Annotated in this window: 25 protein-coding genes; 3 read left to right on the top strand and 22 right to left on the bottom strand. The window is 71.4% G+C overall.

Features of this window, described 5'->3' with window-relative positions:
• The first annotated feature begins 77 nt into the window (after positions 1-77).
• Both AC5K6T_RS08000 and AC5K6T_RS07995 read left to right on the top strand, forming a co-directional pair.
• Positions 78-923 (top strand): siderophore-interacting protein, encoded by an 846-nt coding sequence (locus AC5K6T_RS08000; protein ID WP_493206903.1) that lies wholly within the window; start codon positions 78-80, stop codon positions 921-923.
• Positions 924-1,086: 163 nt separating this feature from the next.
• Entirely contained in the window at positions 1,087-2,079 is a 993-nt protein-coding gene (locus tag AC5K6T_RS07995; protein ID WP_493206901.1) for a pseudouridine synthase, read from the top strand.
• A 37-nt stretch (positions 2,080-2,116) separates the two neighbouring features.
• Here AC5K6T_RS07995 and AC5K6T_RS07990 read toward each other — a convergent pair whose 3' ends face one another.
• The 16 genes from AC5K6T_RS07990 to AC5K6T_RS07915 all read right to left on the bottom strand — a co-directional run bounded on the left by AC5K6T_RS07990 (position 2,117) and on the right by AC5K6T_RS07915 (position 19,128).
• Positions 2,117-3,622: a cytochrome P450 gene (locus AC5K6T_RS07990; RefSeq protein ID WP_493206899.1), complete on the bottom strand. Its 1,506-nt coding sequence runs from the start codon at positions 3,620-3,622 to the stop codon at positions 2,117-2,119.
• 208 nt (positions 3,623-3,830) lie between these two features.
• Complete coding sequence (locus AC5K6T_RS07985) at positions 3,831-4,451, bottom strand: GTP-binding protein (RefSeq protein ID WP_493206897.1); 621 nt, start codon at positions 4,449-4,451, stop codon at positions 3,831-3,833.
• On the bottom strand, positions 4,432-4,833 hold the full coding sequence (locus tag AC5K6T_RS07980; protein WP_493206895.1) for a DUF742 domain-containing protein: 402 nt from the start codon (positions 4,831-4,833) through the stop codon (positions 4,432-4,434). The genes AC5K6T_RS07985 and AC5K6T_RS07980 overlap by 20 nt, the downstream gene beginning before the upstream one ends.
• The gene (locus AC5K6T_RS07975; protein WP_493206893.1) at positions 4,830-5,237 is read right to left on the bottom strand and encodes a roadblock/LC7 domain-containing protein; all 408 of its coding nucleotides are present in this window, start codon (positions 5,235-5,237) and stop codon (positions 4,830-4,832) included. The genes AC5K6T_RS07980 and AC5K6T_RS07975 overlap by 4 nt, the downstream gene beginning before the upstream one ends.
• Entirely contained in the window at positions 5,234-6,859 is a 1,626-nt protein-coding gene (locus AC5K6T_RS07970) for a sensor histidine kinase (RefSeq protein WP_493206891.1), read from the bottom strand. Before AC5K6T_RS07970 ends, AC5K6T_RS07975 begins: the two co-directional genes overlap by 4 nt.
• 597 nt (positions 6,860-7,456) lie before the next feature.
• On the bottom strand, positions 7,457-10,306 hold the full coding sequence (locus AC5K6T_RS07965; RefSeq protein WP_493206889.1) for a DEAD/DEAH box helicase: 2,850 nt from the start codon (positions 10,304-10,306) through the stop codon (positions 7,457-7,459).
• 141 nt (positions 10,307-10,447) lie between these two features.
• Entirely contained in the window at positions 10,448-11,395 is a 948-nt protein-coding gene (gene tatC / locus AC5K6T_RS07960; protein WP_493206887.1) for a twin-arginine translocase subunit TatC, read from the bottom strand.
• 47 nt (positions 11,396-11,442) lie between these two features.
• Entirely contained in the window at positions 11,443-11,730 is a 288-nt protein-coding gene (gene tatA / locus AC5K6T_RS07955; protein WP_493206885.1) for a Sec-independent protein translocase subunit TatA, read from the bottom strand.
• A gap of 257 nt (positions 11,731-11,987) precedes the next feature.
• Positions 11,988-12,182, bottom strand: coding sequence for a hypothetical protein (locus AC5K6T_RS07950; protein ID WP_493206883.1), 195 nt, complete (start codon positions 12,180-12,182; stop codon positions 11,988-11,990).
• A 238-nt stretch (positions 12,183-12,420) separates the two neighbouring features.
• Positions 12,421-12,711: a hypothetical protein gene (locus AC5K6T_RS07945; RefSeq protein ID WP_493206881.1), complete on the bottom strand. Its 291-nt coding sequence runs from the start codon at positions 12,709-12,711 to the stop codon at positions 12,421-12,423.
• Entirely contained in the window at positions 12,708-13,745 is a 1,038-nt protein-coding gene (locus AC5K6T_RS07940; protein ID WP_493206879.1) for a helix-turn-helix transcriptional regulator, read from the bottom strand. The genes AC5K6T_RS07945 and AC5K6T_RS07940 overlap by 4 nt, the downstream gene beginning before the upstream one ends.
• A gap of 17 nt (positions 13,746-13,762) precedes the next feature.
• Positions 13,763-14,716 carry a helix-turn-helix transcriptional regulator gene (locus tag AC5K6T_RS07935; RefSeq protein WP_493206877.1) on the bottom strand — a complete coding sequence of 318 codons (954 nt, stop codon included), beginning with the start codon at positions 14,714-14,716 and terminating at the stop codon, positions 13,763-13,765.
• A gap of 187 nt (positions 14,717-14,903) precedes the next feature.
• Positions 14,904-15,275, bottom strand: a complete 372-nt coding sequence (locus AC5K6T_RS07930) for an FKBP-type peptidyl-prolyl cis-trans isomerase (protein ID WP_493206875.1) — start codon at positions 15,273-15,275, stop codon at positions 14,904-14,906.
• A gap of 88 nt (positions 15,276-15,363) precedes the next feature.
• Positions 15,364-16,368 carry an FKBP-type peptidyl-prolyl cis-trans isomerase gene (locus AC5K6T_RS07925; protein ID WP_493206873.1) on the bottom strand — a complete coding sequence of 335 codons (1,005 nt, stop codon included), beginning with the start codon at positions 16,366-16,368 and terminating at the stop codon, positions 15,364-15,366.
• A 129-nt stretch (positions 16,369-16,497) separates the two neighbouring features.
• Positions 16,498-17,859 carry a Pup--protein ligase gene (pafA, locus tag AC5K6T_RS07920; RefSeq protein WP_493206871.1) on the bottom strand — a complete coding sequence of 454 codons (1,362 nt, stop codon included), beginning with the start codon at positions 17,857-17,859 and terminating at the stop codon, positions 16,498-16,500.
• A gap of 9 nt (positions 17,860-17,868) precedes the next feature.
• Positions 17,869-19,128 (bottom strand): MFS transporter, encoded by a 1,260-nt coding sequence (locus AC5K6T_RS07915; protein ID WP_493206869.1) that lies wholly within the window; start codon positions 19,126-19,128, stop codon positions 17,869-17,871.
• A gap of 146 nt (positions 19,129-19,274) precedes the next feature.
• Here AC5K6T_RS07915 and AC5K6T_RS07910 point away from each other — a divergent pair, with 146 nt between their 5' ends.
• Positions 19,275-20,309, top strand: a complete 1,035-nt coding sequence (locus AC5K6T_RS07910; protein ID WP_493206867.1) for a LacI family DNA-binding transcriptional regulator — start codon at positions 19,275-19,277, stop codon at positions 20,307-20,309.
• A 63-nt stretch (positions 20,310-20,372) separates the two neighbouring features.
• Here AC5K6T_RS07910 and prcA read toward each other — a convergent pair whose 3' ends face one another.
• The 6 genes from prcA to arc all read right to left on the bottom strand — a co-directional run bounded on the left by prcA (position 20,373) and on the right by arc (position 26,548).
• On the bottom strand, positions 20,373-21,119 hold the full coding sequence (prcA, locus tag AC5K6T_RS07905) for a proteasome subunit alpha (RefSeq protein WP_493206865.1): 747 nt from the start codon (positions 21,117-21,119) through the stop codon (positions 20,373-20,375).
• 58 nt (positions 21,120-21,177) lie between these two features.
• A complete protein-coding gene (prcB, locus tag AC5K6T_RS07900) occupies positions 21,178-22,023 on the bottom strand; it encodes a proteasome subunit beta (protein WP_493206863.1) in 846 nt (281 codons plus the stop codon).
• Positions 21,975-22,550: an endonuclease VII domain-containing protein gene (locus AC5K6T_RS07895; RefSeq protein ID WP_493206861.1), complete on the bottom strand. Its 576-nt coding sequence runs from the start codon at positions 22,548-22,550 to the stop codon at positions 21,975-21,977. Before AC5K6T_RS07895 ends, prcB begins: the two co-directional genes overlap by 49 nt.
• Positions 22,551-22,609: 59 nt before the next feature.
• The gene (locus tag AC5K6T_RS07890; protein WP_493206859.1) at positions 22,610-22,828 is read right to left on the bottom strand and encodes a ubiquitin-like protein Pup; all 219 of its coding nucleotides are present in this window, start codon (positions 22,826-22,828) and stop codon (positions 22,610-22,612) included.
• A 209-nt stretch (positions 22,829-23,037) separates the two neighbouring features.
• On the bottom strand, positions 23,038-24,549 hold the full coding sequence (gene dop, locus AC5K6T_RS07885) for a depupylase/deamidase Dop (protein ID WP_493206857.1): 1,512 nt from the start codon (positions 24,547-24,549) through the stop codon (positions 23,038-23,040).
• A gap of 232 nt (positions 24,550-24,781) precedes the next feature.
• Positions 24,782-26,548, bottom strand: coding sequence for a proteasome ATPase (gene arc, locus AC5K6T_RS07880; RefSeq protein ID WP_493206855.1), 1,767 nt, complete (start codon positions 26,546-26,548; stop codon positions 24,782-24,784).
• Between the last annotated feature and the right edge of the window lie 65 nt (positions 26,549-26,613).

Genomic DNA, 26,613 nt, shown 5'->3' with positions numbered 1-26,613 from the left:
CGGCGCCGGGTCAGACACACGTCAGAGAGGCAGTGCTAACTTAGGTATACCTAAGCAAGGGAAACAGGGAGACCGCCATGGCATCAGGTCCGGCCCGCGGGGCACGGAGGCACTATTCCGCGCAGGTCGTCCGCACCGAGCGGCTGACCCCGCACCTGCACCGCGTGGTGCTCGGCGGCGACGGACTCGCCGACTTCTCGGCGGGCACCCACACCGACCACTACGTGAAGCTGCTCTTCCCGTCGGGGGGCGCGACCTACCCCGAGCCCTTCGACCTGCAGCGGATCCGCGAGGAGTTCCCGCGCGAGAAGTGGCCGGTGACCCGCACCTACACCGTGCGGACCTGGGACCCCGAGGCACGCGAACTGGCCCTGGACTTCGTCGTGCACGGCGACGAGGGCCTGGCCGGCCCCTGGGCGACCCGGGTCCGGCCCGGGGAGACCGTCCGCTTCCTGGGCCCCGGCGGCGCCTACACGCCCGATCCCGTCGCCGACTGGCATCTGCTCGTCGGTGACGAGAGCGCCCTGCCCGCGATCGCCGCGGCCCTGGAGGCGCTGCCGGACGACGCCGTGGTCCACGCCTTCGTGGAGGTCGCCGGGCCCGGGGAGGAGCTGAAGATCGACACCGCGGCGGAGGTCGTCTGGCTGCACCGCGGCGGCCGGCGGGTGGGCACCCTCCTCGCCGAGGCGGTGCGGGCACTGGAGTGGCCCGAGGGCCGGGTGCACGCCTTCGTGCACGGCGAGGCGAGCTGGGTGAAGGAGCTGCGCCATCTGCTGCGGGTGGAACGGCGGGTCCCGCGCGAGGACCTGTCGATCTCCGGCTACTGGCGGCTCGGCCACAACGAGGACGGCTGGCAGGCCTCCAAGCGCGAGTGGAACGCCCGCATCGAGCACGAGCAGGAAGGCACGGCCCCGGCCGCGTAGCCGCAGCCGCCCGGCATGCCGGCGTCCCCGCCCGGTGCGGTGTGCGGCGGTGCCCACCTGCGGCCGGCACCGCCGCGGGCGCCGCACCGCCGCACCGCCCGCGGCGGTGCGGCGCCCGCGCGGGGCGGGGCGGCCGTGCCCGGCGGCGTAGGCTTGCCGGACCATGCGCCGACGTACTCCGCCCCCGCCCTCCCCGCTGCCGCAGCGCGACGGGGTGGACCCGGTGCGGGTGCGGCTGCCGGGCGAGGGGGCCTGGGCCACGGTCGGTGACCACCTGGCGGACCGCCTGTCCGGCGCAGGGCCCGGGGCCGTACGGCGGATGCTGGACGAGGGCCGGGTCGTGACCGCCGACGGACGGCCCGTCGCCGCCGACAGCGCCTACGTGCCCGGTCTGTACGTGTGGTTCCACCGCGATCTCGCCCCGGAGGCGCCGGTGCCGTACCCGGTGCCGGTCGTGTACCGCGACGAGCACATCGTCGTCGCCGACAAGCCGCACTTCCTGGCCACCACGCCGCGCGGCTCGCACGTCACCCAGACCGCGCTCGCCCGGCTGCGGCACGAGCTGGGCATCCCCGCGCTGGGCGCCGCACACCGGCTGGACCGGCTGACCGCCGGCCTGGTGCTGTTCACGGTCCGGCCCGAGGAGCGCGGCGCGTACCAGACCCTGTTCGGCGACCGTCTGGTCCGCAAGGAGTACGAGGCCGTCGCCCCCTACGATCCCCGCCTCGGCCTGCCGCGCACGGTGCGGAGCCGGATCGTGAAGGAGCGGGGCGTGCTGACCGCGCGGGAGGTCGAGGGCGAGCCGAACGCCGTCAGCCGCATCGAGCTCGCCGAGCAGCGCGGCGGCAGCCGGGCCCGCTACCGGCTCGTCCCCGCCACCGGACAGACCCACCAGCTGCGCGTCCACATGAGCAGGCTCGGCGTGCCCGTCCTCGGCGACCCCCTCTACCCGGAGCCCGCCCCGCCCGCAGCGGCCGGCGACTTCCGGCGGCCGCTGCAGTTGCTGGCGCGGGCGCTGGAGTTCACCGACCCGGTCACCGGCGTACGGCACCGCTTCGTCAGCGAGCGGCAGCTCGCCGCGTGGACGTCGTACGCCGACTGGGCCGCCGGCCGGCCGGAAGAGCCGGCCGCCCGGCACCCCGGGCCGGGCGGATAGCCGCACCGCCCGACCGCCCCGCACCCCGGCCGGCCGGTCAGGCGCCGCGCCACCACCGCCGGATCCGCTGCCACACCGTGAGGCGGCGCGCCGGTGCGGGTGCCGGGACCGGAGCGGGCGCCGCGGGCTGTGCGGCGGGCGGCCCGGCGGACGGTGGTACGGCGCCGGGGACGGGGGCCGGCTGAGCGGCGGGGGTGCCGATCTGCCAGGCCGGGCGCTGCTGGGGCAGCGGCCGGATCGACGGTTTCTCCATGACGTCCTGCTGCGCCTTCGGCGCGAACCGCACCGGAAGCGACACCAGGTGCCGGGAGGCGATGGACTCCGTCCACTCCAACTCCTCCTCCGCGCATTCGAGTTCGACGTCCGGCAGGCGCATCAGCAGCGCGTCGACCCCGACGTCGGCGATGGCCCGGCCGATGTCCTGGCCGGGGCATTCGTGCGGACCGCCGCCGAACGACAGGTGGGAGCGGTTGCCCTGCATGTTGACCGCCAGGTCCGGGCGGACCCGCGGGTCCACGTTGCCGGGGGCGGGTGCGAACAGCAGCCCGTCCCCGCGGCGGATGCGCTGTCCGCCCAGTTCGGTGTCCTGCTTGGCGAAGTAGGCGAACACGGTGCTGAACGGCGGCTCGTCCCACAGCGACTGCTCGACGGCCTCGGGCACGGTCATCTGCCCGCCGTTGAGCCGGGCACGGAAGCGGGGGTCGGTGAGCACCATGCGGATCGCGTTGGACAGCAGGTTCACGGTCGCCTCGTAGGCGGCGTAGAGCACCACCCGCAGGTGTTCGCGGACCTCGTCGTCGGTCAGGGCCGCCGGGTGGGTGATCAGGAAGCTGGTGAAGTCCTCGCGGGGTTCCGCCCGGCGGCGGGCGGTGAGCCGGCCGAGGGCGTCCATCACGTAGGCGTTGCTGGCGATGGCGGTCTCGGTGCCCTTGAGCGCGTCGCGGGCGGACTGGACGAGGCGGTCGTTGTACTCCTCGGGCATGCCGAGGACCTCGCACATGACGGCCATCGGCAGGTGCTCGGCGAACTGGCCGACGAGGTCGGCCCGCCCCTCCTCGCAGAACTGGTTGACCAGCCGCTGCGTGTAGCGGTTGATGTGCCGGCGCAGCCCCCGGTGGTCGATGGTCGACATGGCACCGGTGACCGCGCCCCGCAGCCGCAGGTGCTCGTCGCCCTCGGCGTGGGAGCAGATCGGCTGCCAGGCGATGTGCGGCATCAGCGGATGGTCGGGCTTGACCATGCCTTCCAGCAGCGGGGTCCAGATCCGGCTGTCCCGCGTGTACTGGGAGGGGGTGCGCACCATGTGCAGGTTCTCGGCGTGGCCGAGCACCACCCAGATCGGCACGTCGTCGTGGAGCAGCGCGGGGGCGACGGGCCCGTGGTCGTCCCGCAGTTTCTCGTACAGGTCGCCCAGGTCGGCCGCGGCGGCGCCGTACAGCCGGTGCAGGCCGCCCGGGCCGGTGGCGTGTGCGGGGCAGCCGGGGGGCGGGGCGAGGAGGGCCGGCTCGTCCGTTCCGGCCGGGGTGCGGGGTTCAGGCGTCACGGTGGATGCTCCGAGGCTGAGGGGTCCGGTGTCGGGGGGTGCGGGCACGGGGACCGGCGGGCGCGGGGGCCGGTCACCCCCGGGAGGAGGGCGGCCGGCGGGACCGGCAGGGGGCGCGGGCCCGGCCCGGTGGAGCCCCGGAGGGGTCCGGCCCCGGTGCGCGGGGTGGGCGGGCCGTGCCGGTCGCGGCGCGGGTCCGTGCCGGGGTTCAGGTGAGGGCGCCGGTCAGGGCGAGTTCGTGCAGGAAGCGTGTCAGGGTCATCAGGGCGTCCCGGCTGGAGGCACGGCGGCGCGCGTCGATCTCCATGATCGGGATCTCGTCGGGCAGGTCGAGGGCGCCGCGCAGCTCGTCCAGGGGGTAGCGGGGCGCGTCGGGGAAGGAGTTGACGGCGACCACGAACGGCACGCCGCGCTCCTCCAGGCGCCCTATGACGTCGAAGCTGACCTCCAGCCGCCGGGTGTCGACCAGCACGACCGCGCCGAGCGCCCCCTCGAACAGCCCGTTCCACAGGAACCAGAAGCGTTCCTGGCCGGGTGTTCCGAAGAGGTACAGCACCAGCTGCTCGGTGATGCTGATGCGGCCGAAGTCCATCGCCACGGTGGTGGCGGTCTTGGTCTCGGAGCCGTAGTCGTCGTCGACCCCGACGCCGGCCTGCGTCATGGTCTCCTCGGTGGTCAGCGGTCGGATCTCACTGACCGAACCGACCATGGTGGTCTTGCCGACCCCGAATCCGCCCACGATCACGATCTTCGCCGCGGCCTGGGCCGTGTGCGGCAGGTGGTCCTCGGCGCGGGGACCGGGGAGGGCGTCAGAGCTTTTGAAGTCCATGCATCACCGCTTCGAGGAGGGAACGGTCCGGAAGCGCCTGCCGGACGACCGGCGAACGCGCCTGGACCACTTCGGCCGTCAGCATGTCGGTGAGCAGGACGGTCACCGCGCTGAACGGCAGACTGAGATAGGCCGACAGTTCGGCCACGGACAGCGGGGCGGAGCACAGGCGGAGCACCGCCGCCTGTTCCGGGGTGGTCGACGGGGTGGGTTCGGAGCGCGCCACGATCAGCGTGACCAGGTCGAGGTCCGCGCGCCCGCCGTCGGCGTCACCGATGACGAAGAGCCGTTCGGGGTTGGGACGTTCGCCCTCCTGGGAGGCCGGCGGAGGCTGGGCGGGGGGTGGCAGGACGGTGCGCCGCCGGCGTTGCGGACGAGTCATACGGTCTGCCCGTTGCGCCGGGGAGGACTCGTCAGGTGGGCCCCGATACGGACGACGAGGTCCCGCATCCGGGCACTCATCATGCTGGGGTCGCAGATCATGTCCGCCAGCACGGCGAGGTAGGCGTTGGCGCCGGCGGCCATCATGTAGAAGTAGCCGCGGTCGACCTCGATGAGGACCATGTTCATCTCCCCCTCGCTGGTGGGGATCTCCTGGGCGACCGCGTTGGCCAGACTCTGCAGGCCCGCGCAGGCGGCGGCGACCCGGTCGGCGGTGTCGGGGTCGCCGCCGTGCCGGGCGATGCGCAGTCCGTCGGCGGAGAGCACCACGATCATGGCGATGCCCGGTACGCCGTCGGCGAGCTCCTTGAGCATCCAGTCGAAGTTCGCTCGCTGCTGGATCACGTGGGGTCCCCCTCGTCGTCGGCCTCGCTGCGGGCCGAGTCCTCGATCAGATGGGTGTATGCGGTGGGGTTGCGGGTGAACGCCGTGGGGTGCTCACCGGGTTGGGCGACCTTCTTCAGCCCCTCCCAGAAGGCCTCGAAGGCCACCCCGGGGGCGGGCTGGTCGTCCTCCGGGCGGGCGGGGGCCGCCTCGGGCTCCTGCCAGAGCGGTCCGGGGTCGCGGCCCTCGCGGACGGCGCGCTCGGCGGCGGCCTGCTCGGCGAGCCGCTGGCTGAGCGGGACCTTGACGCGGCTGCGGCGCTGCGGCAGGCCGCCCGCGGTCCATTCGGTGACCTCGGGGACGTCGTCCTCCAGGGAGACGGCGGCCGGGACGCGCGGGCTGGTGGGGCGGCGCTTCTTGGGCGGCCGCTTGGGTCCTTCGAGTGCGTCGAGCGCCTGGGGCAGGGCGGTCGCGCCGATGCCGTGGGCGAGGCCGACGCCGGGCTCGGTGGTCATCATGTCGCTGGGCACGATGAGCACCGCGCGGACTCCGCCGTAGGCGGAACTGCGCAGCGAGACCTGCATGTTGTACGTCGAGCAGAGCCGGCCGACGACGGCGAGGCCGAGGCGGGGGCTGTCGCCGAGCTCCTGGAGGTCGACACCGGCCTTGGCGCGTTCCAGCATGCCCTCGGCGCGGGCGCGGGCCTCCTCGCTGAGGCTGACGCCGCCGTCCTCGATCTCGATGGCGACGCCGGTCTGCACCTCGAACGCCGTGACGTGGACCTTGGTCTGCGGCGGCGAGTAGCGGGTGGCGTTGTCGAGCAGCTCGGCGCAGGCGTGGATGACCGGTTCGACGGCGGTGCCCTTGATGTTGACCTTGGCGATGTTGTCGAGGGAGATGCGCCGGAACTCCAGGATCCGGGACATGGCTCCGCGCAGCACGCTGTAGAGGGCGACGGGCTTGGGCCACTGCCGGCTCGGGCGGCCGCCGCCCAGGACGCCGACGGAGTCGGCGAGCCGGCCGATCAGGGCGTTGCCGTGGTCGATGCGCAGCAGGTCGTCGAAGACCTCGGGGTTGCGGCCGTGGTCCTCCTCCATCTCCCTGAGCTCCGCGGCCTGCTGATGGATGATCGCCTGCACCCGGCGGGCGACGTTGACGAAGGAGCGCTGGGCGGAGTCGCGCAGGGCCTCCTCGTGGTCCACGATCCGCACCATGTCGAGGACGAGACCGCGCTCCGGATCGGTGAGGTCCCGGTAGGAGGGGTCGATGTCCTCCAGGTCGCGGAGCACCTCTCCGGGCGAATTGCCCACGCGCAGGCGGTGGATGGCCGCGGGCACGATCTCGCGGCCGAGCCGGACCATGCGTGCGTCGTGGGCGGCGAGCCGCTGTTCCAGGTGCGCGGTGTGACGGGCGTGCTCGGCGCGCAGGCCGCTCAGCTCGCGGCCCCTGCGCACGGCCTCGGCCCCGGTGAGGATCACCAGCAGGGTGGCGACACCGCCGCACACGGCCACCGCGTGCTGCGCGGGCTGTGCGACGAGCGCCACGGCGGCGCCGGTGGCCGCGGCCATGATTATCGCGGGGAGCAACAGCACCCGGGCGAAGGGGAGTTCGCGGGGTTCGGGCGGAGACTGGACACTCACCATGTGGGCCCTCTGAAACGGATCGACGGGGACGCGGGGGTGCATGTTGCGGGGTACGTCACGGAATGGCCTGGACCTGTGGAACATGTGGGAACAAGCGCACGAATACACCTCAACTCGGCGCGCTGCGGGCGAGCTTAGTCCGACCGGATCATCGCTGTGTCATATTCGGCAAGCGCCTGAAACGGCGCCGCAGCAGGAGTACCCTCATCCCCATTTACACGCTACGACCACACTCGCACACGCAGAGTAGTCACGTACAGGCGTGCGACGACACCTCATCACAAAGAGTGAAGGGGCCTTCCAGGTGCCGGTGCGGCCGTGACCCCCGCACCCTGCCGCACGCCCACCGGGCAGGGCGCCGGTGCCCTGCCGCAGCACCGCCGCCCCCGCACGGAGCCGCGTCGGGGCGCACCTCTGTCCGGCCCCAACCTGCGGCGGGGGGCCCGCGCCCCGGCACGCACGCGGACGGCCCTCCCCGGTGCGGTGGCCCCCACTGCCTCAAGGGCGCGGGAGGTACCCCCGGCACCGGACGCCGCGGGCCCCGCCCTCCGGGCGGACGGCGCCCCTTCCGGAACACGCCCTCCCCGGACGGAACACCTAGCCCACGGACGAGTAGGCGACGACTCCGCGCAGCAGCCCGTCGACGGCCCTGCGGGACGCCCTGACCACGCTCGACCCCTGGGGCGCGGCCGCCGCGATCTGCCCGAGCACGTCGATGACCTGCTTGCACCAGCGCACGAAGTCACCGGCGGGCATCTCCGCCTCGCGCAGCACCTCGTCGAGGCCCTTGCCGGACGCCCACATGTAGGCGGCCCAGGCGAACCCGAGGTCCGGCTCCCGCTGCCCGACGCCCTCGGTCTGCGTGATACGGAAGTCCTCCTCCAGCGCGTCCAGGCGCCCCCAGATCCGCACCATCTCCCCCAGCGCGGCCTTCGCCCCGCCGGAGGGCAGCTTGGGTGCGAGCGCGTCGTCCCCGGCCCGCGACTCGTAGACCAGGGCCGACACGCACGCGGCCAGCTCGGCCGGGCTGAGGCCCTCCCAGACGCCGGCCCGCAGGCACTCGCTGGCCAGCAGGTCCAGTTCGCCGTACAGCCGGGCCAGCCGCCGCCCGTGCTCGGTGACCTCGTCGTCGCGCAGGTAGTCCAGTTCCGTCAGCAGCGCCACGATCCGGTCGAAGGTCCGGGCGATGGTGTTGGTGCGGCCCTCGATGCGCCGCTCCAGCTGCGAGGTGTCGCGCAGCAGCCGGTGGTGGCGCTCGGCCCACCTGGCGTGGTCCTCGCGGTCGTTGCACCCGTGGCAGGGGTGGGCGCGCAGCGCGGCGCGCAGCTGGGCGATCTCGCGGTCGTCGGCGGCCTGCGAGCGCTTCCTGCGGTGCCGGTCGGGCACGATGTGCCCGGCCTTGGTGCGCAGGGCGGTGGCCAGGTCGCGGCGGGACTGCGGGGAGCGCGCGTTGAAGGACTTCGGGATGCGCATCCGCTCCAGGGGCTCCACGGGGACCGGGAAGTCGATCGAGGCGAGCCGCTTGACCTGCCGCTCGGCGGTCAGCACCAGAGGGCGGGGGCCGTCGTGGTGGTCGTACCCGCGGTGGCCGTTGGACCGCCCGGCGGGCAGACCGGGGTCCAGGACGAGGGCCAGCCCCGCGTACTTCCCGGTCGGCACGTGGATGACGTCCCCCGGCTTGAGGCGTTCCAGTGCGACGGCGGCCTCCGCCCGGCGCTCCGCCGCACCCTGCCGGGCCAGTTCGGTCTCGCGGTCCTTCAGTTCCCGGCGCAGCGCCATGTACTGCTCGAAGTCGCCGAGGTGGCAGGTCATGGACGCCTTGTAGCCCTCCAGCCCCTCCTCGTTGCGCTGCACCTGCCGGGAGATCCCGACGACCGACTTGTCGGCCTGGAACTGGGCGAAGGACGTCTCCAGCAGCTCGCGCGAGCGGTGCCGGCCGAACTGCTCCACGAGGTTGACCGCCATGTTGTACGACGGTCTGAAGCTGGAGCGCAGCGGATACGTGCGGGTGCCGGCGAGGCCCGCCAGCTGTTCGGGGTTCATCCCCCGCTGCCACAGCACGACCGCGTGGCCCTCCACGTCGATGCCGCGGCGCCCGGCCCGGCCGGTGAGCTGCGTGTACTCGCCGGGGGTGATGTCGGCGTGCTGCTCGCCGTTCCACTTGACGAGCTTCTCCAGCACCACCGACCGGGCGGGCATGTTGATGCCGAGGGCGAGGGTCTCGGTGGCGAAGACGGCCTTGACCAGGCCGCGCACGAACAGCTCCTCGACGACCTCCTTGAAGGTCGGCAGCATGCCGGCGTGGTGTGCGGCGATCCCGCGTTCCAGGCCTTCCAGCCACTCGTAGTAGCCGAGGACGTGCAGGTCCTCGGCCGGGATGGCGGCGGTGCGCTCCTCGACCAGGGCGCGGACCCGTCCGCGTGCCGCGTCGTCGTTCAGTCTCAGGCCCGCGTACAGGCACTGCTGGACGGCCGCCTCGCAGGCGGCGCGGCTGAAGATGAAGGTGATGGCGGGCAGCAGGCCCTCGGCGTCGAGGCGCTCGATGACCTCGGGGCGGCCGGGCGTCCACACCCGGGAGCGCTGGCGCCGCTCCCGCTCGCGGTCGGCCTCCCGCATGCCGCGGCCGCGCCGCCGGTCCTGGTAGGAGGGCCGGCTGGCCTCCATGCGGGCCATGCGGGTCAGGTCGGGGTTGACGGCCTTGCGCTGTCCCTCGCCCTCCTCGAACAGGTCGTACATCCGCCGTCCGGCCAGCACGTGCTGGAACAGCGGGACGGGCCGGTGCTCGGAGACGATCACCTCGGTGTCGCCCCGGACGGTGTCGAGCCAGTCGCCGAACTCCTCGGCGTTGGACACGGTCGCCGACAGGGACACCAGCGTCACCGACTCGGGCAGGTGGATGATCACCTCTTCCCAGACGGCTCCGCGGAACCGGTCGGAGAGGTAGTGGACCTCGTCCATGACCACGTGTCCGAGGCCGAGCAGGGTCTGCGAGCCGGCGTACAGCATGTTCCGCAGGACCTCGGTGGTCATGACGACCACCGGGGCGTCGGAGTTGACGCTGTTGTCGCCGGTGAGCAGGCCGACCCGGTCCGCGCCGTAGCGGCGGCACAGGTCGGAGTACTTCTGGTTCGACAGCGCCTTGATGGGCGTCGTGTAGAAGCACTTCCTGCCCTGCTGCAGGGCCAGGTGCACGGCGAACTCGCCCACGATGGTCTTGCCGGAGCCCGTGGGCGCGGCGACCAGGACGCCCTTGCCCGCTTCGAGTGCCTGGCAGGCCTCGATCTGGAAGGGGTCGAGGCCGAAGTCGTACATCTCGCGGAAGGAGGCGAGCGCGGTGGCCTGCTCGGCGGCACGCTCGCGGGCTGCCGCGTACCGCTGGGCCGGTGAGAGGTCCTCTGTCATCGTGCTTTCGAGCGTACCGGTCCGCACTGACAACAGGACGATCATTAACCGGATCCGCCCTCCGGCTCGCGGCGGTCCCCGCAGATCAGGACGTGTGCACGGGAGAACACCGCGGTGGGGTGGTGTGGAAGCCCGGAGGGGGCCCGCCGGCCGGGGGATGCGCCCCGGCGAGGTGTCCGGCGGGTCTCAGGTCACGTCGTCGTAGCCGTTCGCGCGGTCCGTGCCCTTCTGCTCGGGCAGGGAGCGGCCGGAGCCGACGGCTTCCACCTCGCCGATGTCCTCGGGGGTGAGGTCGAGGTCGGAGGCCTCGTCGTCGGCCGGGCCCATGGCCTCGCGCAGCCGCCTGCGCCGGTCGTTGACGAGCGCGATGACCGTGGCGCCGAAGTACAGCACCCAGATCGGTCCGGCGAGCGCCAGCATGGACAGCGGGTCGGTGCTCGGCGTGGCGAACGCCGCGAAGATCGTGATGCCCAGGATCATGCCGCGCCACCAGCCGAGCATGCGCCTGCCGGTGATGGCCCCGGTGAGGTTCAGCATCACCAGCAGCAGCGGCAGCTCGAAGGAGAGACCGAAGACGATGACCATGCGGGTGACGAGGTCGAGCAGGTCGTCCAGGGGCAGCAGGTTGTCCACGCCGAACGGGGTGAACTCGATCAGCACGTTCGCGGTCGTCGGCAGCACCGAGTAGGCGAAGTAGGCACCCGCGAAGAACAGCGGGACGCCGGTGGCGACGAAGGCGTACGCGTACTTCTTCTCGTGCCGGTGCAGACCCGGCGCGACGAACGCCCACAGCTGGTACAGCCACACCGGCGAGGCGAGCACGACACCGGCCATGAGGGACACCTTCAGCGCCAGGGTGAAGGGCGCGAGCAGACCGTTGATCGTGATCTGCGCGCAGGGGCTGTCCCCGCTCCTCTTCGCCAGTTCGGTGAAGGAGTCGGGGCAGCCCACCGAGTCCAGCACCGGCTTGGTGAAGAAGTTGATGATGTCGTTGTAGAAGAAGGCGGCCACGATCGTCACGACGATGATGGCCAGAACCGCTTTCGCGAGCCGGTTGCGAAGCTCGCGCAAGTGCTCCGCGAGGGGCATCCGCCCCTCGGGGTCCTTCTCCGTTCTGCGGGCAGACTTCAGCAACCCACGATCCCATCTCCTACGGCGGGCCGGAGGTCACCGGCCCCGCGTCAGCGCTTGGTGGTGTCCGTCGGCTCGTTGACCGGGCGGGAGCTGGTCACGTCGCCCGGAGCGGCCTGGATGACACGCTGACCGGAGGCCTGGTCCTCGGGCTGGGGCGGGTCGGCCGGGGCGGCGGCCTTGCCGTCCTCCTTCATCGCCTTGGCCTCGCTCTTGAGGATGCGGGCGGACTTGCCGAGGGAGCGGGCCATGTCCGGAAGCTTCTTCGCGCCGAACAGCAGCAGGATGATGACGAGAATCAGAGTGATCTCAAGGGGGCCGATCTTGCCGCCGAACATATCTTTACCTTCTCACCGAGGCGAATGGGTAGGCGCCGTACGACCGGTGGGACGCAGGTCCGAACGGTCGTGCTGTCAGCGATCGTAACGCTCGGGGATGAACCTGAGGCAATCCCCGCACGTACTCCCGGATGCGCGGTCCGGGCCTCGTTCGTCGGGCCGCGACCAGCAGCGTACCTGCCGGGGCTCAAGCCTTGACAGGGCGATACCCCCCAAAACCCGTCAGGCGCCTCTGCGCACGGTACCCGCGGGGCCACTCACAGTGAGTCCACGGTGCGCGCCGTGTGCACCGCAGCCCGCTCCAGGTCCTCGGCCGCCCGGCCGATCCGCCGTGCGGACTCCTCGACCTGCCTGCCGAGGCGCCGCGCCTCCAGGAAGACCCGCACGGCGAGCACACCGAGGACGGCGAGACCCACAGAACCCAACGCAACCGCGAACATCGGCCAGAACATGACGTCGAGGTTAGAGGGTCCGGCGGCCACCCCGGCAGTCCCACCCCGGTCCGCGCCACCCGGTCCCCGCCGCGCGGTCCGCGCCGCGCGGTCCGCGTCCCGCACCGCACCGCACTCCGAGCCTCGGCCGGCGCCCCTCCCGGCCCCACGGATCCCGCACGTCGCACGGCGGGCACCGGGCGCGCAGCGCGTCCCGGCCGGCAAAGCCGTGCGCCGGACGGGACCTCCCGCAGCGCCCCTACGTGGAGTGCAGGCGCAGGGTGCGGACTCCGCCGCCGGTGAGCAGCTCGACGATCCGCTCGCCCGCGGGCTTGCGCACCGACGCCCCGCACTCCGGGCAGACGAAGGAGTAGAACGTCGTCCGGCTGGTGGCTCCGATGGCCAGCCGCAGAGCGCCCGCGGCGAGCTCGAAGCGGTTCCGGCAGTCCGGGCAGCCGGCCCGGAACACCACCGGGGCGGCGCTTCTCATCCCGGCGAACGCCGACGCCACCGACATGCCGCGTACCCCGGACGGCACCGAGTCGCTCACCGCTGCTGCTCCTGTCTGTCGTGGGGCCTGCCGGACATGTCGTCGTGCTGCTGCGGCCCGTCGTAGGCCGCGAGGGCCTCGCGGGCGGCGCTGCGGGCGCTGGCGGCCAGCTCCCGGGGGGCGAGGATGCGGCCGTCGGCGCCCAGGCGCAGCGCCAGCCGTCTGAGGGAGGCCGGATCGGGGGTGCGCAGGGTGATGCGCAGGCCGCCGTCCGGCAGTTCCTCCGCGCTGTCGTGCGGGTAGTACTCGGCGACCCAGCGCCCGCCCGGCCCCACCTCGACGACCACCTCGGGGTCCTCGGCGGCGGGCTGCACCAGCGCCTCGGACAGGTCGCGCAACTCGATCTCCGGCGGCGCGGCCGGCTCGTCGAGGATGCGGATCTCGGCGACGCGGTCGAGGCGGAAGGTGCGGCGCGCCTCCGAGCGGCGGCACCAGGCCTCCACATAGGTGTGGCCGACGCTGACCAGCCGGATCGGGTCGATCTCGCGCGCGGTGACCTCGTCGCGGGCCGGGGAGTAGTAGCGGATCCACAGCCGGCGCCGCTCGGAGATGGCCCGGTCGACGTCGGCGAAGACACCGCCCTCGGACTCGAAGGTCACCGACAGCCGGGAGCTGGCGCCGGCCGTCTCACCGGCCGCGGCCTCCACCTTGGCGGTGGCCCGCAGCAGGGCCTGCCGGTCGCTCTCGCGCAGCCCCGGCAGGGTGGCCACCGCCCGCGCGGCCACCAGCAGCGCCGTCGCCTCGTCGGCGGCGAGCCGCAGCGGCTCGGCGGCCTCCGCGCCCAGCGCGGCCGGGTTGTGCCACCAGATGCGCTCACCGTCGGTGTCGATGTCGAGCAGGTCGCCGCCGCGGAAGCTGGTGCCGCACATCGGCAGCAGATCGAGGTCGGAGACCAGCTCGTCCTCGCTGATGCCGAAGGCGCGGGCGACGTCCTCCACGCGCGCGCCGGGGCGCTCGCGCAGATAGGTCACCAGCGACAGCATCCGCCGGGTCTGGTCGATCGCGTTCGTGGGCCTGACCGGTTTGCCTGCCACGTCCTTGCCCGTTCCCCTCAGCCCTTGGCCACGGCACGCAGCCGGTCCACCACGTCGGCCCGCAGCTCGGCGGGCTCCAGCACCACCACGTCCGGGCCGAACTCCACCAGCCAGGCGTCCAGCCCGTGCCCGTACGGAATCTCCAACTCGTCCCAGCCCTCGCCGAGTTCCCGGACGGCGGTGGCCTTCGCCCGAAGGGGGTATCCGGCGCCCTGGCGCAGCCGGATCCGTGCGCTGCGGTCGGCGGTCTCCCCCGCCCAGCTCGCGACGGTCTCCCGGACGGTGACGACGTCGGGTACGGGCGCGGTGAAGCGGGCGCCGCGGGTCCGGACCCGGCCGGTGATCCGCGACAGCCGGAACACCCGCTCGGCGCCTCGGTCACGGTCCCAGCCTGCCAGGTACCAGTGGCCGCGCCAGCACTCCAGCGCCCAGGGCTCCACCTGCCGGGTCTCGGGGCGCGCGGCGGTGGCCTTGCGGTAGTCGAAGACGACGGGGCGGCGGTCGCGGCAGGCCAGCATCAGCGGCTCGAAAGCGGCCTCGTGCACCGGGATGCGGGGCTCCAGCGCACCGTGCGCCTCATAGGGGTCGACGTCCTCCGGCAGGCCCGCGGCCCGCAGCTTCTGCAGGGCCCCGCTGGCCGCACCGGCGAGCCGGGCCTGCTGCCACACCTTGGCGGCCAGCCCCAGCGCGGCCGCCTCCTCGGCGTCCAGGGTGATGGGCGGCAGCCGGTTGGAGTCACGGCGGGCCAGGTAGCCGATCTCGCCCTCGACGTTCTCCACGGTCTCGATGACCAGGCCCAGCTCACGCAGGTCGTCCTTGTCCCGCTCGAACATGCGGTTGAAGGAGTCGTCGCTGCCGGCCTCCAGATAGGCCTCGATGGAGTCCCTCAGCTCCCGCTTGCTGAGCGGCCGCCGCGTCCCGAGCAGACACAGTGCCAGGTTCATCAGCCGCTCGGCCTTGGCAATGGCCATCGACGCCCTTCGCTTCCTGATGGTGCTTCCGACCGATGACCGTACCGCCCCGCGGTCCCGTCACAAAAGCCGAGGGCCCATGCCCGGACAGGCATGGGCCCCAGCTGGTCGACTCCGGTCGGACCGGGCGCAGATGCCGTACGACGATCGCACCCGGACCGGACCCGTCAGAACTCCGGTACGACGATCAGACCGCGACCAGGTCGCAGACGAAGATCAGCGTCTCACCCGGCGCGATCTTGCCGCCGGCACCGCGGTCACCGTACGCCAGGTGCGGCGGAATGATCAGCTGACGGCGGCCGCCGACCTTCATGCCCTGGACACCCTGGTCCCAGCCCGGGATGACCTGACCGACACCCAGCTGGAAACGCAGCGGCGTACCGCGGTTCCAGGACGCGTCGAACTCCTCACCGCTGGAGAAGGACACACCCACGTAGTGCACGGCGACGGAGTCACCCGCCTTCGCGACCGGACCGTCGCCCTCCCAGATGTCCTTGATCTCGAGGTCCGCCGGGGGCTCGCCGCCCGGGAAGTCGACCTCGGGCTTGTCGATGCTCACGTCAAAAGCTCCTGCTTGTCTACGAACACAGCAACCGCCCCAGTCTTTCATCCCCCGACCCCCGCCGCCCGCGACGGGGGCGGCCGCGTCACATCTTGGCGAGGATGTCCACCGAGAACACCAGCGTCGCGCCCTTCTCGATGTCACTGCCCTGCGGCGGGTTGTCGCCGTACCCCAGCTCCGGCGGGATCACGATCAGCACCCGGCTGCCGACCTTCTTGCCCGTCAGCCCCTGCGACCAGCCCTTCACCACCTGCTGCAGCGAGAACGACGTCAGCGCCCCGCGGCTGTACGTCGAGTCGAACTCCTTGCCGTCCGACCACTGCACACCCTTGTACTGCACCAGAACACTGTCCTCGGCGCCCACCTCCGCGCCGTCGGCCTCGATGACGTAGTCCGCCACCAGCCCGGCCGGCGGATCCGTCTTCGGCACCTCGATCGACGGCGCCTTCCCGTCCGTGTTCGTGCCCACCTTCGGCAGATCCACGTCGTCCTGCGCCACATCCGTGCCCTTGGCCGAACTCTTCGCGTTGAACGTGGCCTGGACGTCCACCACGAACACCAGCGTGTCCGTGCCCTTGATGCCCGCCTGCTCGTTGCCCTGCGAGCCGTAACCCCACTCCGGCGGCACCGCCATCAGCACCCGGCTGCCGGCCTTCTTGCCCGGCAGCGCATACCGCCAGCCGTCGATGATGCTGCCCTGCGACAGCTGGATCACCAGCGGCGTCCCGCGGTCGTAGGAATTGTCGAACACCTTGGCCGTGGCCCAGACCTGACCGAGATAGTTCGCCTGGATGTAGTCGTTCTCCGCGACGGTCTGCCCACCACCCGCGATCACCGTCTTCACCGCCAGCTGGTCCGACGGCTCCCCGGACCCCTTCGCGACCGTCGGCTTCTCGTCGAACTTCACCCCCGCCGTGATCGCCGGCAGCGGACCGTCCACGATCTCCGGCGCCGACGCTCCCGACGCGTCGGGAGCCGACGGGGACGCCCCGCCGGAGTCACCGCCCGCGCCGGACGAGTCGTCCCCGCACCCGGCGAGCGTGACCAGTCCAGCAGGAACGGCGGCAAGAAGAAGCGAGCGTCGGCGCACGGTGGGGGCCTCGTAATCGATCGGTGTGGCGGATGGACGTGCGCGCGCAACTCTACGGCGTGCCAAGGGCGCCGCACGAGAAACGTACGGCGCCCGTGTGGCGTTCCGGCACACACCGGAACCCCTCGCTCACATTCCGGCGATCAGCTTCTCCACCCGGTCGTCCACCGACCGGAACGGGTCCTTGCACAGCACCGTCCGCTGCGCCTGGTCGTTCAGCTTCAGGTGCACCCAGTCGACCGTGAAGTCCCGGCGCTGCTCCTGCGCCCTGCGGATGAAGTCGCCCCGCAGCCGCGCCCGAGTCGTCTGCGGCGGCACCGACTTGCCCTCGAAGATCTTCAGGTCGTTGCAGACCCGCGCCGCCTGCCCCTTCTTCTCCAGCAGGTAGTACAGACCACGACGCCGGTGGATGTCGTGGTAGGCGAGGTCTATCTGCGCCACCCGCGGATGCGACATCGTCATGTTGTGCTTCGCCCGGTACCGCTCGATCAGCTGGTACTTCATCACCCAGTCGATCTCGGTGCCGATCCGGTCCAGGTCCTCGGCCTCGATCGCCTCCAGCGCACGGCCCCACAGCTCCAGCACCCGCTCCACCGTGCCGGTGCGGATGCCGCGCCGCTCGCAGAAGTCCACCGCCTTCTCGAAGTACTCGCGCTGCACCTCCAGCGCCGACGCCTCCCGGCCGCTGGCCAGCCGCACCTTGCGCCGGCCGGTGATGTCATGACTGACCTCACGGATCGCCCGGATCGGGTTCTCCAGCGTCAGATCCCGCATCACCGTGCCCGCCTCGATCATCCGCAGCACCAGATCGGTGGCCCCGACCTTCAGCAGCATCGTCGTCTCGGACATGTTCGAGTCGCCCACGATGACGTGCAGCCGCCGGTACCGCTCCGCGTCCGCATGCGGCTCGTCACGCGTGTTGATGATCGGCCGCGAGCGCGTCGTCGCCGACGACACACCCTCCCAGATGTGCTCCGCCCGCTGACTCACGCAGTACACCGCACCGCGCGGCGTCTGCAGCACCTTCCCCGCACCGCACAGCAGCTGCCGTGTCACCAGGAACGGGATGAGAATGTCCGCCAGCCGCGAGAACTCCCCGTGCCGGGCCACCAGATAGTTCTCGTGACACCCGTAGGAGTTGCCCGCCGAGTCCGTGTTGTTCTTGAACAGATAGACGTCGCCCGCGATTCCCTCCTCGTGCAGGCGCCGCTCCGCGTCGACCAGCAGCCCCTCCAGAATGCGCTCTCCGGCCTTGTCGTGGGTGACCAGCTCGATCACGTTGTCACACTCGGGTGTCGCGTATTCCGGATGTGACCCCACGTCCAGATACAGACGGGCGCCATTGCGCAGAAACACATTGCTGCTGCGCCCCCATGACACGACACGGCGGAAGAGGTACCGCGCCACCTCGTCAGGCGACAGACGGCGCTGTCCCCTGAACGTGCACGTGACGCCGTACTCGTTCTCCAGCCCGAAAATGCGGCGGTCCATGACTGAACATTACGCCCGATCCCCTGAACTGAAACGGGGTTCGGCGGCACGATCTGGATCATTTTCCGATGAAGCCGCAACCACCCCGCCGCGCGGCCGAACCGCCGGCACCCGCGCGGACGCCACGAGCACCAGCAGCGACACCGCACCCGCCGCCCCGGGAACCGCGAACCCCCACACCGTCCCGCCCCACTCCACGACCGGACCCGCCACCCCCGTCCCCACCGACGCGCCCACCGTGAACGTCGTCACCAGCCACGAGAACGCCTCCGTGACCGTCCCCCGCGGAGCATGCCGGTCCACGATCACGAACGCACAGGCGATCGCCGGCGCCAGAAACACCCCGGCCAGACCCGCCAGAGCCGTCATCGCCACCGTGCCCGGCACCAGCATCAGCGGCAGGTAACACACCGCCAGCAACCCCACCAGCACCTGCAGTCGCCGCTCCGGGGCACCCGACCACCGCCGCGCGCCGTACACCGCACCGCCCAGCAGCGCACCCAGCCCCAGCGCCGCCATCAGCCAGCCGTACACCGCGTCCCCGCCGTGCCCGTCCGCGTACGACACCGCCGCCACCGTGATGGAACCCAGCGCCACCCCCACGAACAGAAACGCCCCGAGCAGCGCCACCAGCCCCGGCGAACGCAGCGCGCCCAGCCAGTGCGCCTCCCGCGGAGCCGAACGCCACGCCCGCGCGGGCGCCGACAGCACCACCGACAGCGCCCCGAGCACCCCCAGCGCGCTCAGCACCACCAGCGCGGCCTGCGCCGACCACACCGACACGCACAGCGTCACCAGCAACGGGCCGACGGTGAACATCACCTCCTGCGCCACCGCGTCCATCGCGTACGCCGTGTGCACCTGCCCCTCACCGCGCAGCACCGACGGCCACAGCGCCCGCAGACCGCCCTCCAGCGGCGGCGTGCACAGACCGGACAGCGCCACCGCGGCGTACGACACCCCCAGCGGACCGGTCCCGGCCACCGCGAACGCCGTCATCGCCAGCGCCGAGGCCAGCGCCGCGGGCAACTGCACCCGGGGCTGCCCGTACAGATCCACCATCCGGCCGAGCACCGGCTGACCCACCGCGTTCGCCACGCCGTACGCCGCCGCCAGCCCGCCGGCCAGACTGTACGAACCCCCCTCCGCCCGCACGAACAGCACGATCGCGATCGCCGCCGTCGCGTTCGGCAGCCGGCCCAGCAAGGTGCCCGCCAACAGCCGGGCGGCATGCCGCGCCCTGAGGATCTCCAGGTATCCCGCCGCCATGATCCGCCCCTCCCGGGCTCAAGTTTTACGTATAACCCCCTCGGTCATACGTACCATGTGCGCTGTTCACGCGTCCAGACGCACCGACCCCGACCCACACCGGCCGCAGCACGCGCACGGTGGCGACCGACAGGAGCACCCGCACGGTGGCACACGGCACCCCACGCCCCACCAGCCGGGACGTCGCCCACGCTGCAGGCGTCTCCCAGGCCGCGGTCTCCCTCGTGCTCGGCGACAAATGGCGCGGCCGCGTCTCCCCCGCCACCGCCGAACGCGTCCGCCGCGCCGCCCACGAGCTCGGCTACCGGCCCAACCTGGCCGCCCGCAACCTGCGCCTCGGCCACACCCGCACCGTCCTGCTCGTGGTCCCCGCCCTCACCACCGAGTTCTTCGCGGGCGTCTACACCGGAGCCGCCCGCGTCGCCGCGCGGCACGGCTTCGGGGTCGTCCTCTACCCCTCCCCCGAAGGCATCGGGCCCGCCCGCGACCCCTTCGCCTCCGCGCAGGCCGCCCTCGACGGCATCATCGCCTCCTCCATGGCCGCGGACGCCCTCACCGCCCTGCGCGGCGACCAGCTCCCCCTCGTCATGCTGGACAGCGACCCCGACGCCGGCCCGGGCACCGGCACCGGCACCGGCACCACCACTGTCAACCTGGACATCTCCGACGGCATCGACCAGCTCACCGACCACCTCCTCGGCCTCGGCCACCGCCACCTGCTGCACCTCGCCGCCGACGTCCCCTCCTGGACCTTCACCGCCCGGGCCCACCGCCTCGCCACCCGGGTCGCCGACGCACCCGGCACCACCCTGCGCACCGTCCGCGCCCCGCTCCGCATCGACGCCGCCCGCACCGCCATGGAGCGCGCCCTGGCCGCCCCGGGCCCCCGCCCCACCGCCGTCGTCTGCGACGACGACCTCCTCGCCGCGGGCACCTACAAGGCCGCCCGCCGGCTCGGCCTGCACCTCCCCGACGACCTCTCCGTCACCGGCTTCGACGACCTGGGCATCGCCACCGCCATCGACCCCGAACTCACCACCGTGCGGCTCGACGCCGAGCTCTTCGGCGAACGCGGCATGCACGCCCTCCTGGCGCTCCTGGACGGCCGCACACCGCCCGCCGAGGACATCCCGGTCGAACTGGTCGTCCGCGCCTCCACAGCGCCCCCACCGGCCCCCTGAGACGCCGGACGCCCCGCGCCGGGTCCGGCACGGGGCGTCCGCCACACCACTCGACGGCCGAGGTCAGTCCTCCTCGGACGACTCCTCGTCGGCGGCACCCGCCGCCGCGTCGCCCTGCTGCAGCAGCCGCTCCAGCCGGCCGCCCTGGATCCGCTTGAACTTCCGCTTCTGCGGCCGCGTACGGTCCAGCACCGCCACCTCCAGCCGCTCCGCCGGAATCTCCCGCTGCGACCCGTTCGACTCCCGCGACAGCGCCTGTACGGCCAGCTTCAGGGCCGCACCGAGGCTCATCCCGTCCTCGTGCCGCTGGTCGAGGTAGGTGCCGATCAGCTCCGCGTTGCCGCCGACCGCGACCGAACCGTGCTCGTCGACGATCGACCCGTCGTGCGGCAGCCGGTAGATCTGGTCCGACTCCGGCGTCTCGCCGACCTCGGCCACCACCAGCTCCACCTCGTACGGCTTCTCCCCCACACTGGAGAAGATCGTGCCCAGCGTCTGCGCGTACACGTTCGCCAGGCCCCGCGCCGTCACGTCGTCGCGGTCGTAGGTGTAGCCCCGCAGATCCGCGTACCGCACGCCGCCGATCCGCAGGTTCTCGTACTCGTTGTACTTGCCGGCGGCCGCGAAGCCGATCCGGTCGTAGATCTCGCTGAACTTGTGCAGCGCACGGGACGGGTTCTCCCCGACGAACACGATGCCGTCGGCGTACTGCAGCACGACCAGGCTGCGGCCCCGCGCGATGCCCTTGCGGGCGTACTCCGCCCGGTCGGCCATGGCCTGCTGAGGTGAGACATAGAACGGCGTCGACACCGGTTATCCGTCCCTTTCTGTCGACATCACTGGACCACCTTGCACCACCGGCTGCCCGCTACAGCAGGGCCGCCCGCGGACCGTCCGGCTGCTGCAGCCGGCGCTCCAGCACCGAGCGCGCGATCTGCGAGGCCTCCTCCTCGGAGAGCCGGCGGAAACCGTCCTCGGTGATCACCGTGATGATCGGGTAGATCCGGCGCGCGACGTCGGGTCCGCCCGTCGCCGAGTCGTCGTCCGCCGCGTCGTACAGCGCCTGTACGACCAGTGTGGTCGCCTGCTCCTCGCTCAGGTCGTCCCGGAACAGCTTCTTCATCGCGCCCCGGGCGAAGACCGAACCCGAGCCGGTGGCGGCGTACCCCTGTTCCTCGGAGCGTCCGCCGGTCACGTCGTAGGAGAAGATCCGCCCCTTGTCGCGGTCCACGTCGTACCCGGCGAACAGCGGCACCACGGCCAGGCCCTGCATGGCCATGCCCAGGTTGGAGCGGATCATCGTCGACAGCCGGTTGGCCTTGCCCTCCAGCGACAGCTGGGCGCCCTCGACCTTCTCGAAGTGCTCCAGCTCCAGCTGGAACAGCTTCACCATCTCCACGGCCAGCCCGGCGGTGCCGGCGATGCCGACGGCCGAGTACTCGTCGGCCGGGAACACCTTCTCGATGTCCCGCTGGGCGATCACGTTCCCCATCGTGGCGCGCCGGTCACCGGCCAGCACCACGCCGCCGGGGAAGGTCACGCTCACGATCGTCGTGCCGTGCGGCGCCTCGATGACACCCTGCGTCGGCGGCAGCCGCCGCTTCCCCGGCAGCAGCTCCGGCTGGTGCTCGGAGAGGAAGTCCATGAACGAGGAGGACCCGGGCGTCAGGAAGGCAGCCGGTAGACGCCCGGTGCTACGAGTGTTGGCTTCCACGCGATTCCTTCCAGGTAGGCGGCGGCCCTGCGTACGGCGTCGGGATCGTCTCCCAACTTGCCGATGGCCGAATTGCAGTTGAAGCACAGTACGCCACGGACCCTACCCGTCTTGTGGCAGTGATCCACATGAACGGCCGGAGCCTTCAGACAGATCACGCAGAGACCCATCTGAGAGGCCACCATCGCGTCACGCTCGGCCTCGGTGAGGCCGTACTCGCGCTTCAGACGGTGACTGCGCCCCTTGGCCGCCTTGCACGACTTGCAGAGCGTCGCCAGTCCGTCGGACGCCCGGCGGTTCCGGTTCCATTCGCTGTGCGGCTTGGTCTCCCCGCAGGTGCGGCAGTGCTTGTGGCCGGGCGGTGCGACGACCCTCGGCCGCACGTTCCGTCCCTTGGCCAGCTGGCGGGCCTGGTGGTAGGCCGCCGCGCACTCCCGGCAGTAGGCCTGCAGCCCGTCCCGCATGGCCCGGTTCCGGGCGAACGCGGCCCGCGGCCTGACCTCCTTGCACCGCGAGCAACGCCGCACACCACCTTCGGACCCCACCTCACCCACCCCCAGGACTGACCTTCATTTCGAAGGAGAAACTACTCTCCGCCCTTCTGAACGAAGGAGCGCACGAAGTCCTCGGCGTTCTCCTCGAGTACGTCATCGATCTCGTCGAGGACGGAGTCGACGTCGTCGCTCAGCTTCTCGTGGCGCTCCTTGAGGTCTTCGGAAGCCTGGGCCTCGGCCCCCTGCTCCTCGACTTCCTCGGTGGAGCGCGTGGCCTTCTGCTGGCCGCCGCCGGTGTCCTTGGTCGCCATATCCCTCACCCCGCTCAGTTGCCCGACATGGTCGGCAGGTCGGCTTTCCTGCCGATCGGTGATGATCAGACCCTACAAGCCGGGTCCGACATCGGCCCTGTAGTTGCGACAACGTACGAGGGCCATCTCGATGATTCCCTGGCGCCGGGGTTTCCACCCTGCGGGCCGGTTGTCGTCGATCGGTGCCCGAGCGGTGCCCGAGCGCTTGTTCAGCCGCCCGAGAGCACTTTGACCAGGTCTTCCGCGGTGCGGCAGCGGTCGAGGAGCTCTTTGACGTGATTTCGCGTTCCGCGTAGCGGTTCCAGGGTTGGCACCCGCTGGAGGGAGTCGCGGCCCGGAAGGTCGAAGATGACCGAGTCCCAGGAGGCCGCGGCGACGTCGTCGGCGTACTGGTCGAGGCAGCGGCCCCGGAAGTAGGCGCGGGTGTCCTCCGGCGGCTGGGACTTGGCGCGCTCGACGTCGGCCTCGTCCAGGAGGCGCTTCATCCGGCCGCGGGCGGCGAGACGGTTGTAGAGGCCCTTCTCGGCGCGTACGTCGGCGTACTGGAGGTCGACGAGGTGGAGACGGGCGGCGTCCCAGTCGAGCTCGTCCCGGCGGCGGTAGCCCTCCATGAGCTCGCGTTTGGCGACCCAGTCGAGTTCGCCGGCGAGGCCCATGGGGTCGTTCTCCAGCCGGGTGAGGGTGTCCTCCCAGCGGGCGAGGACGTCCTTGGTCTGGTCGTCCGCGTCGGCTCCGTAGCGCTCCTCGATGTACTTCCGGGAGAGCTCGTAGTACTCCATCTGGAGTTGCACGGCGGTGAGGGTGCGGCCGCTGCGGAGGGTGACGAGGCGCTGCAGGGTGGGGTCGTGGCTGACCTGGTGGAGGGTGCGGACGGGCTGGTCCACGGCCAGGTCGACGGCGATGAAGCCGTCCTCGATCATGGAGAGCACCAGGGCGGTGGTGCCGAGCTTGAGGTAGGTCGAGATCTCCGAGAGGTTCGCGTCGCCGATGATGACGTGCAGGCGGCGGTACTTCTCCGCGTCGGCGTGGGGTTCGTCGCGGGTGTTGATGATGGGGCGTTTGAGGGTGGTCTCCAGACCGACCTCGACCTCGAAGTAGTCGGCGCGCTGGCTGAGCTGGAAGCCGTGTTCGTGGCCGTCCTGGCCGATGCCGACGCGCCCGGCGCCGGCGAAGACCTGGCGGCTGACGAAGAAGGGGGTGAGGTGGCGCACGATGTCGGAGAAGGGGGTTTCCCGCTTCATCAGGTAGTTCTCGTGCGTGCCGTAGGAGGCGCCCTTGTTGTCGGTGTTGTTCTTGTAGAGGTGGATGGGCTGGGCGCCGGGGAGCGCGGCGGCGCGTTCGGCGGCCTCGGCCATGATGCGCTCGCCGGCCTTGTCCCAGAGGACGGCGTCGCGGGGGTTGGTGACCTCGGGGGCGCTGTATTCGGGGTGGGCGTGGTCGACGTAGAGCCGTGCGCCGTTGGTGAGGATGACGTTGGCCAGGCCGATGTCCTCGTCGGTGAGCTGGCTGGCGTCGGCCGCCTCGCGGGCGAGGTCGAAGCCTCGTGCGTCGCGGAGCGGGTTCTCCTCCTCGAAGTCCCAGCGGGCCCGGCGGGCCCGGTGCATCGCCGCGGCGTAGGCGTTGACGATCTGGGATGAGGTGAGCATGGCATTGGCGTTGGGGTGGCCGGGAACGGAGATGCCGTACTCCGTCTCGATGCCCATTACTCGCCGTACGGTCATGCGGCCCTCCTTGCCCGGCGGCGTCCTCGGTCGTGGGCGCCGCTCAAGTACCGCCGGCGCTGTTTGCGTGTGCGGTGCCCGTCCCCGCACCGCGCGACTCGGCGGTAATGAAGAGCCTAGAACGGCTCCGCGCCGGTGTGGAGATCATTTGCGTCTTTGGCTGGTCCGTCCGTGCCCGGAAAACAGTCGGCTGCGGGTACCCGGTGGAGGGCACCCGCAGCCGCCCTGCCTTTTACAGGTACTGCCCGGTGTTCGCCACCGTGTCGATGGAGCGTCCGGTGTCGGCGCCCTGCTTTCCGGTGATGAGGGTGCGGATGTAGACGATCCGTTCGCCCTTCTTGCCGGAGATGCGGGCCCAGTCGTCGGGGTTGGTGGTGTTGGGGAGGTCCTCGTTCTCCTTGAACTCGTCCACGCATGCCTGGAGGAGGTGGGCGACGCGGAGACCCTTCTGGTCGTGTTCGAGGAATTCCTTGATCGCCATCTTCTTGGCGCGGCCCACGATGTTCTCGATCATGGCGCCGGAGTTGAAGTCCTTGAAGTAGAGGACTTCCTTGTCGCCGTTGGCGTAGGTCACCTCGAGGAAGCGGTTCTCCTCGGATTCGGCGTACATGTGTTCCACGGCCGTCTGGATCATCCCCTGGACGGTGGCGTTCTTGTCGCCGCCGTGTTCGGTGAGGTCCTCGGTGTGGAGCGGGAGGCGCTCGGTGAGGTACTTGCCGAAGATGTCCTTGGCGGCTTCGGCGTCCGGACGCTCGATCTTGATCTTCACGTCGAGGCGGCCGGGGCGCAGGATGGCCGGGTCGATCATGTCCTCGCGGTTGGAGGCGCCGATCACGACCACGTTCTCCAGCCCCTCGACCCCGTCGATCTCGGCGAGCAGCTGGGGGACGATGGTGTTCTCCACGTCCGAGCTGACGCCGGAGCCCCGGGTGCGGAAGAGGGACTCCATCTCGTCGAAGAAGACGATGACGGGGGTGCCCTCGCTGGCCTTCTCGCGGGCTCGCTGGAAGACGAGGCGGATCTGCCGCTCGGTCTCGCCGACGTACTTGTTGAGGAGTTCGGGGCCCTTGATGTTCAGGAAGAAGCTCTTGCCGGCGGCCTGGCCGGTGACCTCGGCGACCTTCTTGGCCAGCGAGTTGGCGACGGCCTTGGCGATGAGTGTCTTTCCGCATCCGGGGGGCCCGTACAGCAGGACGCCCTTGGGCGGCCGCAGTTCGTGCTCCTTGAAGAGGTCGGGGTAGAGGTAGGGCAGTTCGACCGCGTCGCGGATGGCTTCGATCTGGTTGCCGAGTCCGCCGATGGCCTCGTAGCCGATGTCGGGGACTTCCTCGAGGACGAGTTCCTCGACCTCGCTCTTGGGGACGATCTCGTAGACGTAGCCGGAGCGGGGTTCGAGCAGCAGGGCGTCGCCGGGGCGGATGGTGACGTCCAGCAGCGGCTCGGCGAGCCGTACCACCCGTTCCTCGTCGGTGTGCCCGAGCACCAGGGCGCGCTCGCCGTCCTCAAGGATCTCCTTGAGGGTGACGATGTCCCCGGCGCGCTCGAACTCCATGGCTTCGACCACGTTGAGCGCTTCGTTGAGCATGACTTCCTGGCCGCGCCTGAGGTCGTCGAGTTCGACGCTCGGGCTGACGTTGACCCGGAGCTTACGGCCGCCGGTGAAGATGTCGGCGGTGCCGTCCTCGTTGGCCTGCAGGAAGACGCCGAAGCCGGCGGGCGGCTGGGCGAGCCGGTCGACCTCTTCCTTGAGGGCCACGATCTGGTCGCGGGCCTCGCGCAGGGTGTTGGCGAGTCGCTCGTTCTGGGCGGACACGCCGGCCAGGTTGGTCTGCAGCTCGACGATCCGCTCTTCGAGAATCCTCGTGTGTCGCGGAGAGTCGGCGAGCTTGCGTCGCAGGACGGCGATCTCCTGCTCAAGGTAGGCGATCTGCCCGGCCGGGTCGTCGGACCCTCGTCCCGGGCGGATGCCGCGGTTCATGTCGTCGTCGTGGGCTGCCACGGTCCTCACCTCCTCCAAGGGGAGCTGGACGCTTCCAGACCCTACCTGGGTGGGTGTCGATTGAA

This window comes from Streptomyces sp. B8-7 (assembly GCF_058833805.1).
The sequence above is the reverse complement of the archived record's forward strand: the minus strand, read 5'-3'. Positions and strand labels throughout refer to the sequence as shown.